Source organism: Cytobacillus sp. FSL K6-0265 (assembly GCF_038003465.1).
GTDB classification, from domain to species: domain Bacteria; phylum Bacillota; class Bacilli; order Bacillales; family Cytobacillaceae; genus Cytobacillus; species Cytobacillus stercorigallinarum.
On the sequence record NZ_JBBOPE010000001.1, the window covers coordinates 779188 to 793349 of the forward strand.

Consider the following 14162-nt stretch of genomic DNA (forward strand, 5'->3'; position numbering starts at 1 on the left):
TTGTAAAGAGTTATGGCTTTTTAATCCCAGCTGCATAGAAGGGTCCATTAAGTGTAATGGTGGATAATATATGCGCGATTTCTTCAGGTGTTTCATTCTTACCCCCAAGTAACCATTGTTGCAGGACACCGATATGTGCTGAAGCGATATAAGATACTAAGTATTCCTTTGGCACTAGTAATTGATCTTCTTTAATCAGTGGCCCATTGGAGTCGTCGAATAGCTTTTTGAACATAAATTCTTTTATCTTTGTTTGGAAAGAAAGATCACCTCTTGGTCCTAAAAGGGCTTTAAGAAAGTCTTTATGTTGTTCAATATATTGGAGAATACTGATGATTAGTGAAAGCGAACCACCAGGATACTGATTAACTTGTTCATATACTTTAGGGATGTTTTTCTGAGCAATCTCAGATAGTCCAAGCATCATTTCTTCCTGACACGAATTCATTAAATCGTATTTATCCTCATAATGTGCATAAAAGGTTCCTCTATTGATCCCGGCTCTTGTTGTAATATCCTTCACTGTTACACTTTCAAATCCTTTTTCCTCAATCAGCTGCGCAACTGCTTTTCGAATAGCTTGTTTTGTGCGTGTTACACGTAAATCTTGATTCTTGTTTATCAAAAAAATTCCCTCCGTAACCGACAGATGATAAGAATGTGTTCCATAAAGAACAGATTCTCTCTTTTTGATTATTGAATGGCCAACCTCTTGATATTTATAATTATAACCAACAACGTGTTGTTTAATATTATATCTAAAAAAGAAGGCGACCATATGAAAATTTTTAAAAATAAATTAACATTGGCTACACCCATTCTTGCATTTGTTATATTGATTATCTTTTCTCTTACATTATTTCCAACAGTCAATCCCACACCTGAAAACTTGCCAGTTGCGATAGTAAATGAGGATGAAGGGGTGGAAGTACCTCATCAAGGGTCTATCAATATTGGAGGAATGATGGTTGAAAATATCAGGAAAGCGGGTAATAAAGTAGGTGATGAACCGCCCATTAAATGGACTGAAGTAGAAAGTAGGAAAGAATTATTAAAAGGTCTCGATAATCAAGATTATTATGCTGCACTTATCATTCCAAAAGATTTCAGTGAAAAACAAGCTTCATTAAAAACTAAACGTCCAGTAAATCCTGAAATCGAGATCATGATTAATCAAGGGATGAATGCAGCTGCCTCAAATATGGCAAATCAAATGCTTACGCAAATGGTTGATCAGTTAAATCATCAGTTACGTACGGAAATTTTTACAGATTTAAAGAACTCAGATACTCCTGTTTCTGTTTCACAAGCAGAGGCATTAGCTGACCCGATAGTAGTGAATCATCAGAACGTGAATGCGGTTGGAGAAAACAGTGCAAATGGGAATGCACCAGTCTCTTTATTCCAGCCACTTTGGATTGCCGTCATGGCAAGTGCAGCAATTATATTTATTGCTGTGAACAAAATGACCGTACATTCACGTAAAGAAAACATTACTATAAAAGTGGGCCAAATTGTAATGGGGCTGTTTGCTTCTTTCATCATTGGATTTGGCTTGCCGTGGTTAGCTGAAGATTTAGTTGGTATGGACATTCCATCATTTATGGACACGGCGTTATTTTTATCAGCTACATCCTTCAGTTTCTTTTTAGTGATCTTAGCTGTGCTATCTTTGTTAGGCATTAAGGGCATTGCTATTTTCGCGCTTCTATTATTCTTTGGCGCCCCATTATTATCTATGGCTCCTGAGATGATGTCTTCATTCCATCAAACTTGGATATATTCTTGGTTACCAATGAGATTTTTAGTAGAAGGATTAAGAGAGGTATTCTATTTTGGACAATCATTCTCATGGGATATGATTTCTGTTCAGTTTTGGATTGGTTTAGTCAGTATAGTAGTGATTTTCTTAATGGCACTAAGGTTGAAACCAAAAAAATAGTGAAATGAGGGAGTACTTGTGAACAATCAAGTGTTAATTGTAGGCGCAGGTCCGACCGGGTTAGCTTTAGCCTTAGGTCTCACAAAACAAAACATTCCATGTAAACTTATCGATAAAAATAAGGGGCCAGGTGAAGAATCAAGAGCAATGGTCGTTCAGGCAAGAATTCTTGAATTTTACGACCAACTTGGTATTGCTGATGATTTCATTGATAAAGGAATTAAAATTAAACAGTTACAATTCTTCAAAAATGACAAACGGAAAGCAAAATTAAATGTGGAAAATATGGGGGAAGGGCAAAGTCCCTTTCCGTATATTTTAAGCTTGCCGCAAGATGAACATGAAAAGATACTCATTGCGTTACTTGCTAAAAATGGTGTGGAAGTAGAATGGCAAACCAAACTAGAATCTTTCACGGAAGGTAAAAATGTGGTAAGTACACTTCTAAATAAGGAAGGACAGAAGTCAGATGAAGTGTTTCAATATGTTTGCGGTTGTGATGGTGCGCATAGTACAGTGCGAAAAGCTTTAGGTTTTGATTTTATTGGAGGTTCCTATGAACAACTCTTTTATGTTGCAGATGTCTATTGCGAATCAAATGAAACAAACGGTTTTCAGATGCGATTATTTGACGAAGGATTTTGTATTATTTTTCCTATTCGTACAACCGGTTCATTTCGTTTGGTCGGTATTGTCCCAGAACTATTGAAAGAGAAAGATGGATTACAATTTTCCGATATAGCTCCGTATTTACAAGAAAGGTTGTCTCTAGAGCTAACAAAAGTAAACTGGTTTTCCACTTACAAAGTCCACCATCGTATTAGTGAGCATTTTCGTAAAGGGCGGGTATTTATTGCCGGTGATGCCGGTCATGTTCATAGCCCCTCAGGTGGACAGGGGATGAACACAGGTATTGGTGATGCGATTAATCTTTCCTGGAAATTGGGTGCTGTCATAGATGGGAGAATGAATTCGCGCGTTCTTGACTCATATGAAGATGAGAGAATGGCTTTTGCGAAAACATTAGTTTCAACCACTGATCGTTTATTCTCCATCATGGTCGGTAAAGGCAAGGGGAATCAGATGATTCGAAGTATTGTGCTACCTACGCTCATTCCTAAATTGACGGGGTTTGCTGCTGTTAGGAATATGTTATTCAAAGTGGTTTCACAAATACGGATTCAATATCGAGATTCTATGCTTTCAACTGGAAAAGTTGGTAAAGTTGTTGCTGGACAACGCCTCCCATGGGTGGAATTTGCTACTGGTATTAACTATGACCTGTTACAGTCTTTTAACTGGCAAATTCATGTATATGGAGGTGCAATATCTAACACAAAGTCTGTAGATATACCTGTTTATTCTTTTCCATATTCAAAAACTGTGGAAAAAGCCGGTATAAAAGAGGGAACAGTCCTTTTGATTCGCCCTGATGGTCATGTGGCAGTAGCTTGTGAAGAGGGAATTGATGCAATCAACACATATGTTGAAAAATGGCATGTGAGAATCTGAATCTAGGACGCTCTTTGATCGAGGTAAATAGTATAGCCCCTTACGCTTCAAGCAGGTGAGGGGCTATAGTGCGTTTTGTTAAATCATTGTTATACCCCTTTTCCAGCAACAAATTCAAAAGTGCTGACCACTTCAATATTTACAATGATTGGCTTCGCTTGTTGTATTAGTTTTTGAAAAACCTCTAGTGTAAGCGACTCTTCGTGGGCCTCTTTACTCGACCACACTTCATATACATAAACGACATTTTCTGCTTTTTTTGCAGTATTGATAAGATAAATTTGGCAGGGCTGATGGCGTTCCAATTCTTCGGATGCTTGTAAAAAAAGATTGACTAATACATCCCCTTGGTTATCTTTCGTCATAAATTTCGTAAATTGACTATACTGGTTCATGTATATCCCTCCTATTCGTCTCACACTCCATATAGTTCGGCCTACATAAAACAAAACCCTTGAAAAGATTGAGTATATTTGTATTTATCTTTAGCTATTCCTGAGATCTATTATGGGTAAAAAAATCGTAGCTAATTGTAGATTCTTTCAGGACACTAATCTAACATCACTTTTCATCCATAAACAGTGGACAATCAACCATCGCTTCTATATATAAACCCTTCTTAAATAACTTCAATAAGGACTCCTTCTCTAAAAAAAATTTTAACAATATTTTGAATAATAACCAAAAATTATAATGATAAAATTCCCAATTGAGAAACGGCTGAGAATATTTTTCTTAAACAAAGTCAATAAAACTCTATATTTAAAAGGTTGATTGAATATTATCCCACTTAAATGATATTGATAATCTTTCTCAACTATGATAATCTACTTATTGAAAAATGATATTAATATATTTTATATAAAAGAGAGGGGAAATGGAGAGGATGTTTAAGAAAGTATTAGGTCTTATTAGTCTTGCTGTACTAATGATTATCGCTGGATGTAGCTCTAGTGAGTCATCATCTGCAGGAAAGGCTAGTAGCGAGAATAAAAATAATGTAGAAGTAGAGGAATTGAGAATTGGGGTGCCAAGTGATGTTGGCCCATTGAATATTTATACAGGAAACATGGATTGGTTAACAGATCTTGTATACGATAAATTATTTTCTCCATCCCCTTATGTAGATGAACCACAACCTTGGTTAGCTGAATCAGCAGAGCAGCTAGATGATACAACATGGCATGTGAAAATTCGTTCGGGTATTAAGTGGCATGATGGCGAAGACTTTACGGCTGAAGATGTGAAGTTTACTTATGAATACTACCGTGATGGACCACCAAACCGTCATACGCACCATGTAAGTGAAGTACCAAAAGTTGATACCATTGAGATTTTAGAAGATGGGGAAACATTAGAATTCAAATGCGCTTATGCTTGTCCTTCAATGGCAACTATCACATTTGCCGATTTACCCATCTTACCAAAACATATTTGGGAAAATGTTGAGAATCCACGCAAACATACGGATTTAGCAATTGGAACAGGTCCATTCAAATTAACAGCATATGAATCAGATCAATATTATCAATTTGAAGCAAATACTGATTATTTTATGGGTGCACCGACTGTGAACAAGTTGAGTATGCCGATTATTAAAGATTCAACAGCGATGTTCAATGCGTTGACATCTGGTGAGATTGATACAACGACAAGAACTGTACCAGCTGAATTACAAGAAACTTTACAAAAAACTGACTCTATGAAGTTGGCAAGTACATCCCCGTTATCAATCGTACAATTTGGATTGAATTATGAGATGAAACCATTTAACTCAGAGGAGTTTCGTCAAGCAATCTCTCTTGGAATTGATCGTGAGAGTATCGTAAGTACAGTCCTTTTAGGACAAGGAAGAGCGGGTGAAAAAGGATATCCGCATCCAGATTCACCATGGACAAATCCAGAATTATCAACACCATTCAATATTGAAGAAGCTAACAATATGTTAGATGACCTTGGATATGAAGATAGCAATCATGATGGTTATCGTGAAACACCAGAAGGAAAAGAATTAAAACTTGATATTAGTGTTTCTTCTGCAGAGCCATTATATATCCGGACAGCAGAAATGTTACAAACTCAAATGAAAGAAATCGGCATCAAGTTCGAAGTGAAAACAATGGATCCAACAACTTATACAGCAGCTGTATCTGAAGATGACTTTGAATCTTATGTAAGTTTAATTGGCCCTCATGGTGTAGCTGACCCGGATCAGTTCATTATGTCCCATCGATCTTCTTATCTTTGGACGAAAGATCTACCTTATCCAGAAATGGACGAGTTAGTATCGAACTGGATGAATGCGACTACAATCGAAGAACGTAAAGCAATCTCTTTTGATATGCAAACACTGTATAATGAGCAACCAACTGCGATAGCCCTTTATTATCCAGAAGAAATCTATGCGTATAACGCAGATGTATATGATCAATATGTTGAGTCTTTAGGCTTTGGTATTATTAATAAATTCAGCTTTTTACCAGAAGAAGCACGTGAAGTTTCCTCCACTACACCAGTGCAATTAGTAGAGTAAGGAAGTTAGATAATAATGAAGCATTTGGCGAAGGTGAAAAACAAAATAGGTCAATATATATTAGTGATATTTGTTACTTTAACGATTAATTTTGCCTTGCCACGTCTTGCTCCGGGTGACCCGTTATTATATTTCTTTGGTGAAACAACAATCAATGAATTAACAGCAGAACAAAAACAAGAGGCCCTACATTCATTGGGCCTCGGTGGGTCTTTATGGGAGCAATATTGGACGTACTTAAAAGGCGTTTTCACTTTAGATTTTGGCACTTCAATTAAATATGGTGTGGCAGTAACTGAAGTGTTAGCAGAACGAATCCCTTGGACATTATTGTTAGTAGGGACGGCTTTAATTCTTAGTCTTGTAATTGGTGTAAGTGCGGGTGCATATTCGGCATGGAACCGAGGAAAGAAACGTGATTTAACCATATTAACAGGGATGCTGACATTGGAATCTATTCCTGGCTTTTGGATTGGGATGATGTTTCTATCCATATTCGCTGTCCAGCTTGGTTGGTTTCCTACTTTCGGTGCGGTCTCAATGGTACAGGATGGTACAACTTGGGGCTACATTAATGATGTCGTTAGCCATGCCATATTACCAGTGCTGACGATTACTTTAGCTACAGTCGGCTCTAATTATTTGCTCACTCGCTCTAGTATGTTGGAATCATTGGGACAAGATTATATGACAGTGGCTGAAGCAAAAGGTATTAAGAAACGAGCACTTGTATTTAAGCATGCTTTAAGAAATGCTTTATTACCAATTTACACCCATTTCACATTAAGTGTGGGAACATTACTTGGTGGAGCGGTCGTCATTGAAACGGTCTATTCATACCCAGGAATTGGTCGCTTGTTGTATGAAAGCGTAACGGCTAGAGATTTCCCTATGCTACAAGGTGTCTTTTTACTTGTGACAATGGGAGTCATATTGGCCAATTTAATTGCTGATTTAACGTATCCATTATTTGATCCGCGTGTTCGCAATAGGAAAGAAGAGAAAGGGGAGGAGATCACTCATGCGTAAAACAACAAAGTGGATTGGCCTAACGGGTTTAGTTTTATTCTCAGCTATGTTGATATTTGCCATTTTTGGACCTATGATGATTCCATACGATGCCTATAAAGCATCAGGACCTCCTTTTCAATCTCCTAATCTCGAACATCTATTAGGTACAAATGATATGGGGCAAGATCTATTGGCAGAGTTGGCTGTAGGCGCTAGGACTTCACTTTTTATTGGTATTGCCTCAGCTATTCTAGCCGTTTTTATCGGTGGTTTAATAGGTGTGTTAGCTGGATATATAGGCGGTAGATTTGAAACAGTAGTATTAAGAATAATAGATATCGTTCTTACCTTACCTTTCCTGCCATTAATGATTGTTGTGGCAGTTTATATGGGAGCAGGGATTTTTACATTAGTGTTTGTTATTACATTAGTTATGTGGGCAGGTAAAGCGAGACAAATTCGCGCACAAACCCTTTCTATCAAACATACTGGCCCTGTTTTAGCAGCAAAAACAATGGGTGCAAGCCACTTTTATATTTTTTATAAACATATAATACCTGGCGTGGTACCGATCTTTATCCCTCAGTTCGTAACAGGAGTGAATGCAGCCATTTTAATGGAATCCTCTTTAAGCTTTTTAGGAATGGGTGACCCGTTAACAAAGAGTTGGGGAAGTATTTTATTTTATGCGAATAGCCGAAGTGCTTTCTTAACAGAAGCTTGGATGTGGTGGATTATTCCTCCAGGCGTATGTATCGTGATTGTCGTTTTAGCCTTTTCATTGATGGGCTACTATCTAGAAGAAAGATTCAATCCACGTTTAGGCGATTATTCTGTAAGAGAAAAAAGGAAGAAACAACTTGTCAAAACAAAAGAACATCATTCATCAAAAGGTGTTCTGCTGTCTGTTGAGAGTCTCACAGTTGCATACCCAAAATCAGGTGATTATCGCTCTGTTGTTGATGATATAAGTTTCGCGGTGAAAAATGGTGAAGTGCTAGGGATTGTTGGCGAATCAGGAAGTGGCAAGTCAACCATTGCTACAGCGATTATTCAACAATTAAAGAGACCGGCGAAAGAGTCAGGTGAGATTTACTTTGAAGGGAACCTCGTACAGCATTTTGATGATGAAGGACTTAGGCAAATGCGCGGGAAGGAAATTGGCTATATTGCACAAGCGGCCATGAATGCATTAAATCCTGTTATCCGTATTGATAAGCAGTTGCAAGAAGCCATCAGGGCACATTATCAATTAAGTGCCAAAGTAATGGATGAGCGAGTTGTTGAAGTATTACAAAAGGTAGGTTTAGATGAGAAATGGCGCTTCGCCTATCCGCATGAATTATCTGGTGGAATGAAGCAAAGGGTAATCATTGCGATGGCTTTAATTAATAAGCCCAAACTAGTTATTGCAGATGAACCAACAACAGGACTTGATGCCATTGTCCAGGTAGAGATTGTGCAATTATTACGGAAACTACAAAAAGAGTTAGGTATTTCAATGATTTATATCTCCCACGACCTTCCTTCCGTTTTGAGTGTGACTGATCGACTTATGATTATGAAGGAAGGGCGAAAGGTAGATGAAGGACCATCTGTTGAGTTATCTAAGTTATCGACAAACCCTTATACAAGAGTGCTAATCGATAGTATACCAACGCTATATCCGAAGAAAGAAACAGTGGAGGTGAGCCGATGAGTGCGGATTTATTACGCATTAATTCATTGAAAAAATCATTCTATCGCTCACCTTCCTTGCAGACGAAAGTATTATCCGATGTATCTTTTTCCATGAAGGAAGGGGAAATTGTCGGTTTAATCGGTGCAAGCGGGGCAGGCAAGAGTACGATTGGTCGCATAATAAGTGGCTTAGAAACAGCAGATAGTGGAGAAATCCTTTTTGTTGGTCATGAGCTAACTAAAATGAAGGCGAAAGTACGCCGTCAATTAGCGAAAGATATTCAAATGGTCTTTCAAGATCCTTATGAGGCATTGTCGAGCCGGATGAAGATTCATGAGATTGTTGCAGAGCCCCTTCATATTTTACAAATTGAAAAGGGCAATCTTGAGCAAAGAACCCAATTGGTGAAAGAGGCACTTCGGAGTGTAAATCTCGAACCAAACTATTATATGAACCGTTATCCACATGAATTATCTGGTGGGGAAAGACAAAGAGTGGGATTAGCAAGAGCATTTGTGTGTAAACCGAAACTGATATTAGCTGACGAGCCAACCTCTATGCTAGATACATCTTTACGTCTGGATTTAATTCGGCTAATGAAAAAGATGAACGAACAAGAAGGTACATCCTATTTATTTATTACACATGATATTGCGTTAACACGTGACTTTTGCGATCGATTGATTGTTTTAAAAAATGGAGAAATCGTTGAAACTGGGGAAACATTAGATGTCATTATGAATCCGGTACATCCTTATACGAAAACTTTAATAGAAGCATTATTCATATTAGAAAATCATGGAGGTTAAAAAATGACTATTCAATTTATCTCATTAAACGCGGGTGGTGTTTTTGCTCAAACTCGTTTAGAAAATCAAGATTCAACTGGCTTTACACATGTAGATATTTACGAGTTACCATATACTGACTTAACTCCTTATGCCTGTTTAGTTATTGGGGGTATGTGCGATCAGGACTTTCTGTTTGAACATAAGGAAATAATTTCATCATTTTTAGATGAAGGAAAAATCGTCGTATTCTCTGGCAATCTAGTTACAGATTGGTTACCAGGCGGCCGCCCGTTTGTGCCGAAGGAGATTAAGAGTTTTCAAGATTATGCAGTAAAAATTGCATCAAATCACCCGATTTTTGAAGGAGTACTAGAGGATGATATGACGTTTAATAAAGGAGTAGCTGGATTTTTTGCTCGTGGTCATCATCCGTTACCAGAAGGGGCAGAGGTGCTTCTTACATTAGATGGAAAAGAACCGATTACATATATCGATCGCCAAAGTACAAACGGGACGATTCTTGTTCATGTGGGCTTTGACTTATTCGGTTATATGGGAAGTAATGATCTAGAGAAAACAACGTCACGCATTTCCCCACAATTAAAACAATGGGTAGAAGAGGAATATAGTAAAACAATTCAGGGGGTACAATCATGAGAAAGATTGCTGTTGTTTATGGAGGAAGTTCACAGCACCACCGCACATACAAAACGTCTGAGTTCGCTAAACATTTCCATCAATTAATTCCTATTAGAGAGTTAGCAGAGGCATCTTTTGAAGATATCGATGTTTTGCTCATTCCATCACAAACGCATTTAGGACTCTTAAAGGAAAACGTCGAAAAAATTCATGCTTATGCAGATAATGGTGGGATTGTTGTGACGTTTGGTCCGCAAGGCTTTGATTGGTTACCTAAACATGATTGGGAGTTCCGCATTACGAATTTTTGGTGGTGGTTAGAGAAAGATGCGAAAAGCGGTCTCGTATTAACAGGAGAAAACCATGATTTATTCCAAAATTATCTAACCTTATCTGATGCAACATGGCATCAACACGGTGTATACTGGCCACCCGAAGGTAGTGAAGTATTAGTAGCGACAGAAGATGGTGGAGCGGTGTTTTATATTGATAAAGTAAGTTCAAAAGGAACTTGGATTAATACGACGCTCGATCCTGATTTTCATTACGGTTCTTATTTTATGCCGGCAACAGAAAGATTTTTACGCGGATTTCTTCCTTGGCTTGAGGAAGGTAAGATTTAATCGTGATTGTATTAAATCGTGTATCAAAGAGTTACGGAGACAGAAAGGTTTTACAGGACGTCCAATTTCAGCTTGAATCGAATGAGTTCGCATTTTTAAAAGGAAAATCTGGGTCTGGAAAGAGCACGTTAATTAAATTACTTTACAGAGAAATAGAGAGAGATAGCGGAGACATTCTGATTGATGGGCAAGAGATTGGACAAATGAAGAAATATGAATTACGTAGAAAAATGGGTGTAGTCTTCCAATCCTTTGAACTATTAGAGCGAAAGACAGTGTTAGAAAATGTCATGCTTGCAGGAAAGGTGTTAGGAAAAAAACAAACGGAGATAGAGAACGAAGCGGTCCGTCTACTAACAAGAGTAGGACTGGCAGATCATCTCCACCATTTTCCGAAGCAACTATCAGGAGGGCAACAACAACGTACAGCTGTTGTTCGTGCCTTATTGAATAAACCAAAGCTCATTCTTGCTGATGAACCAACTGGCAATCTTGACAGAGAAACTTCTCTCGAAATATTAACCTTGTTAAAAGAGCTACACGAAGAAGAAGGTGTAGCTATGTTGGTCATCACTCACTCTGAACAACTGATTCAACAAATGAATGAGAAGTCATGGGTGATTGAGGGAGGAAAGGTTTATGAGCTTTGAGTCACTGCGCTATATATGGGACGATGTCCAATCTGGACTGAAGCGAAATAAAGGTGCATCGCTTGCATCTATTATTCTTATCTTTGTAGCTGTCACTTTAATCGGTTGTCTGCTTTTAATGAGGCTCGCCCTTGAAGATACTATCACTTATGTGGAGTCGCAAATCTCAATGAAGGTGTACGTAGAGGAAGGGTATGATACCGAACAACTATCTTCTGTGCTTGCAGAGAATGATTTTATTCAATCTGTAGAAGTAGAATCAGGCGATGAAGTGTTAGCTGGTCTCTCACATTTTTTTGTGAATAGAGAGCATTTGTTGGATTCCTTTACGAATGGGGCGATGAATGATGCTATTAGAGTCCAAGTGACAGATGCAAGTTTAATAGAGGAAGTGGCTCGGTCTTTAGATGGTATGCAGGGCATTGAAGCAGTCATCTATCCACAAGAGATGGCTCAGACACTGTATGGGTGGATTAATAAAGTTGATACATATGGTAGTATCATTGCCCTCATTCTTCTAATCATTGCTTGTATGGTTGCCTACATTGCTTTTCATCTAGCATTATATCAAAGAGAAAAAGAAATTCGTGTCAAGCTATTAGTAGGAGCGAATCCTACTCATGTCAGATTACAATTTTTAATTGAAGGTTTATTACTTGGATTCGTGGGCGGTATCATCAGCCTTTTCTCTACCTTTGCTCTATTTGAACTGGTTTTACAGCCAATTGAACAAGCTGTGCCTTTTTTAATACAGTTAGATAGCTCTAATCGGATCATCGTCTTTAGTATGCAATGTATTGTAAGTATAGTGATTGGCATTGGGGCAAGTTTTCTTGCAACAAGGAAGTTGATTCGTGATGTTTAAAAAAGTCATACTCACTATTGTGCTTGTTATGGGACTTACACTTCCTGTTTATGCTCACTTGACAGGCGCTTTTGCTGACTTTCTTGCAATTGTCTATGATGAATCAACGATTGATAAGTTAAAGGATGAGATGAAGGCAACAGAGAAGCAAATAGCTGAACTAGAGCCACAGGTGGAATCGCTAGAAACAACATTCAAGCAGGATCAAGGTATAGCAGTTGATCAGCTGCAATTTTATAGTGACGTCGGTCTAGATACATGGCTCGCTATGACTAAAAGCGGAAAAGATATTGTTGATATTCAAGGGAATTACTGGCTTTTGCAACAGGAGATTCATGCGTATTTAGAGGAATTAAACACACTTTATCTGTCGTTTAAGCAACTTGAGGCAGCAAAGGATGCGCTAGAAGGTCATCAAGAGTTATTAGGAATGATTGAGAAAAACATCCAAGCTAGGGCGACATATTTAGCAGAAAATGAAGGTTTAGGATTAGAACAGATCGCTAACTATTTAGATATCGATTGGACGGCTGAAATAGAAGATCATATTATTGCCGGTATTGAGCGCGATAATAAGCGAATTAATGAAGAGTTAACTCATTGGGCAGAGGCTCAACCAGATGGTACGTATCGATTGTCAGGAGAATGGCTAAATACTGAAAGTGACTTATCCTATTATTTTCGGGCAGATCATGTGTATATGGTGTACGAGCGTCCGGAGGGACATGTTATTTTAATCGGTCAAGTCCTACAGAATAAGGATGGACAATCAGCAAGCTTAATCTTAGAAGAAGGCTTTTATAATGGATTTTTCTTACCGAAGGAGTTATTGGATGAATTGATTCCATTTACCTTATCCTATGAAACTTTGAAGAACTTAGATGGGGTGGACCAACCATATTTTACTCAAAAAAATGGTTATCTACAATTACAAACCAAATAAGGAGAGAAAAGAGATGTGGAAGAAAATCGTCAGTATCTGTGCAGTGTTATTTATACTGATAACGTCACAAGTTCATGCACATGTGATGAATGCGGATAATGCTTATAATGATTTAAATTATACAGAGGCAAAAGGTGAGATATTGTTTATTACCGCTTTAGGGATGACGAATAACCAAGACGAAACTGCCACATTCAGACCAAATGACAAATTGACGATGAAAGAATTGGCTGAGTTTCTCGCAGCATATTATCACCTTGAAGGGGAAAATACGGCCCAACAAGCAGTAGAAGATGGGAGGATTTCTTCACTTGAGGGGAACGCGACAGTTGCTGATGTAAATGAAGCTTTTTTTGCAGGTGAACTGGCAATTGAAAATGGTTCTGAAGGATTAACAAGAGAAGCATTTGCTAAATTTATTAGTGAACATGGAGGTTCGTTAATTGAAGAGGCAGGCTTTACAGAAGGACCAGTTGGTCTAGTTGAAGCTGTCGAACAAAAAGAGATAAGTGTTGATGGGAAAGATACGCACCAATATCATATCCAAATAGGTAATGAAACGATCACTCTTGCTGCTCATCCATATGTAGATGCATCATCTGTTGACCCTACTATTTGGGAAGGAATGTATGTGACAACCTCATTACTAATGGAAGACCATCACGATAATGGTGAAGAGGTGGCGCAGTTCTTATCTATATCTGAAGATCAACCTGTAGTTGAGGGAGAAACATCTTCTATTCATGAAGAGAGTAAGACAGAAGCTGCTGAGGTAGTGGTAGAAAAAGATGAACATCATGCGAATTGGTTATTTATTGGGTTAGTTGTTGTTGTCGTTCTGATTGTTGTCGGTTTGTATATGAAGAAAAGGAAATAGTTAGATTGGGAATATAATCGTAACAAGAAACGGATCAATCGTTTTCTGTTACGGTTTTTTATTTGTTTGAAGTGGGGTCAATTGAGTTATCGCTT

At 38.0% G+C, this 14162-nt stretch carries 14 protein-coding genes; 12 read left to right on the plus strand and 2 right to left on the minus strand.

The features are described from left to right. Positions 1-10: 10 nt before the first annotated feature. Positions 11-625, minus strand: a complete 615-nt coding sequence (locus MHH73_RS04010) for a TetR/AcrR family transcriptional regulator (protein ID WP_341064886.1) — start codon at positions 623-625, stop codon at positions 11-13. Positions 626-784: 159 nt separating this feature from the next. On the opposite strand from MHH73_RS04010, the gene MHH73_RS04015 reads away from it, so the two are divergent. Then, positions 785-1942 (plus strand): YhgE/Pip domain-containing protein, encoded by a 1158-nt coding sequence (locus MHH73_RS04015; RefSeq protein WP_341069666.1) that lies wholly within the window; start codon positions 785-787, stop codon positions 1940-1942. Positions 1943-1960: 18 nt separating this feature from the next. Next, positions 1961-3454 (plus strand): FAD-dependent monooxygenase, encoded by a 1494-nt coding sequence (locus tag MHH73_RS04020; RefSeq protein WP_341064890.1) that lies wholly within the window; start codon positions 1961-1963, stop codon positions 3452-3454. Between the two features lie 89 nt (positions 3455-3543). Here the strand turns inward: MHH73_RS04020 and MHH73_RS04025 are convergent, their stop codons facing one another. Next, the gene (locus MHH73_RS04025) at positions 3544-3849 is read right to left on the minus strand and encodes a putative quinol monooxygenase (protein ID WP_341064892.1); all 306 of its coding nucleotides are present in this window, start codon (positions 3847-3849) and stop codon (positions 3544-3546) included. Positions 3850-4340: 491 nt separating this feature from the next. On the opposite strand from MHH73_RS04025, the gene MHH73_RS04030 reads away from it, so the two are divergent. The 10 genes from MHH73_RS04030 to MHH73_RS04075 are packed head-to-tail and all read left to right on the plus strand — an operon-like array spanning position 4341 to position 14067. Continuing rightward, a complete protein-coding gene (locus tag MHH73_RS04030; RefSeq protein ID WP_341064893.1) occupies positions 4341-5987 on the plus strand; it encodes an ABC transporter substrate-binding protein in 1647 nt (548 codons plus the stop codon). A gap of 15 nt (positions 5988-6002) precedes the next feature. Next, positions 6003-7016, plus strand: a complete 1014-nt coding sequence (locus MHH73_RS04035) for an ABC transporter permease (RefSeq protein WP_341064894.1) — start codon at positions 6003-6005, stop codon at positions 7014-7016. Then, the gene (locus tag MHH73_RS04040; RefSeq protein WP_225230742.1) at positions 7009-8697 is read left to right on the plus strand and encodes a dipeptide/oligopeptide/nickel ABC transporter permease/ATP-binding protein; all 1689 of its coding nucleotides are present in this window, start codon (positions 7009-7011) and stop codon (positions 8695-8697) included. Before MHH73_RS04035 ends, MHH73_RS04040 begins: the two co-directional genes overlap by 8 nt. Next, on the plus strand, positions 8694-9488 hold the full coding sequence (locus MHH73_RS04045; protein ID WP_341064895.1) for an ABC transporter ATP-binding protein: 795 nt from the start codon (positions 8694-8696) through the stop codon (positions 9486-9488). The genes MHH73_RS04040 and MHH73_RS04045 overlap by 4 nt, the downstream gene beginning before the upstream one ends. A 3-nt stretch (positions 9489-9491) precedes the next feature. Further along, positions 9492-10127: a phosphate starvation-inducible protein PhoH gene (locus tag MHH73_RS04050; protein WP_341064897.1), complete on the plus strand. Its 636-nt coding sequence runs from the start codon at positions 9492-9494 to the stop codon at positions 10125-10127. After that, a complete protein-coding gene (locus MHH73_RS04055) occupies positions 10124-10732 on the plus strand; it encodes a hypothetical protein (RefSeq protein WP_191816681.1) in 609 nt (202 codons plus the stop codon). The genes MHH73_RS04050 and MHH73_RS04055 overlap by 4 nt, the downstream gene beginning before the upstream one ends. Before the next feature lie 2 nt (positions 10733-10734). After that, on the plus strand, positions 10735-11382 hold the full coding sequence (locus MHH73_RS04060; RefSeq protein ID WP_341064901.1) for a cell division ATP-binding protein FtsE: 648 nt from the start codon (positions 10735-10737) through the stop codon (positions 11380-11382). Then, complete coding sequence (locus MHH73_RS04065; RefSeq protein ID WP_341064903.1) at positions 11372-12247, plus strand: cell division protein FtsX; 876 nt, start codon at positions 11372-11374, stop codon at positions 12245-12247. Before MHH73_RS04060 ends, MHH73_RS04065 begins: the two co-directional genes overlap by 11 nt. Further along, complete coding sequence (locus MHH73_RS04070; RefSeq protein WP_341064905.1) at positions 12237-13190, plus strand: hypothetical protein; 954 nt, start codon at positions 12237-12239, stop codon at positions 13188-13190. Before MHH73_RS04065 ends, MHH73_RS04070 begins: the two co-directional genes overlap by 11 nt. 13 nt (positions 13191-13203) lie before the next feature. Then, positions 13204-14067, plus strand: coding sequence for a hypothetical protein (locus tag MHH73_RS04075; RefSeq protein WP_191816677.1), 864 nt, complete (start codon positions 13204-13206; stop codon positions 14065-14067). Positions 14068-14162 lie beyond the last annotated feature (95 nt).

Bases quoted from the DNA above. Each gene is read 5' to 3' on its own strand.
- MHH73_RS04025 (WP_341064892.1), bottom strand. From the start codon at position 3,849: ATGAACCAGTATAGTCAATTTACGAAATTTATGACGAAAGATAACCAA.
- MHH73_RS04030 (WP_341064893.1), top strand. From the start codon at position 4,341: ATGTTTAAGAAAGTATTAGGTCTTATTAGTCTTGCTGTACTAATGATT.
- MHH73_RS04035 (WP_341064894.1), top strand. From the start codon at position 6,003: ATGAAGCATTTGGCGAAGGTGAAAAACAAAATAGGTCAATATATATTA.
- MHH73_RS04040 (WP_225230742.1), top strand. From the start codon at position 7,009: ATGCGTAAAACAACAAAGTGGATTGGCCTAACGGGTTTAGTTTTATTC.
- MHH73_RS04045 (WP_341064895.1), top strand. From the start codon at position 8,694: ATGAGTGCGGATTTATTACGCATTAATTCATTGAAAAAATCATTCTAT.
- MHH73_RS04050 (WP_341064897.1), top strand. From the start codon at position 9,492: ATGACTATTCAATTTATCTCATTAAACGCGGGTGGTGTTTTTGCTCAA.
- MHH73_RS04055 (WP_191816681.1), top strand. From the start codon at position 10,124: ATGAGAAAGATTGCTGTTGTTTATGGAGGAAGTTCACAGCACCACCGC.
- MHH73_RS04065 (WP_341064903.1), top strand. From the start codon at position 11,372: ATGAGCTTTGAGTCACTGCGCTATATATGGGACGATGTCCAATCTGGA.
- MHH73_RS04075 (WP_191816677.1), top strand. From the start codon at position 13,204: ATGTGGAAGAAAATCGTCAGTATCTGTGCAGTGTTATTTATACTGATA.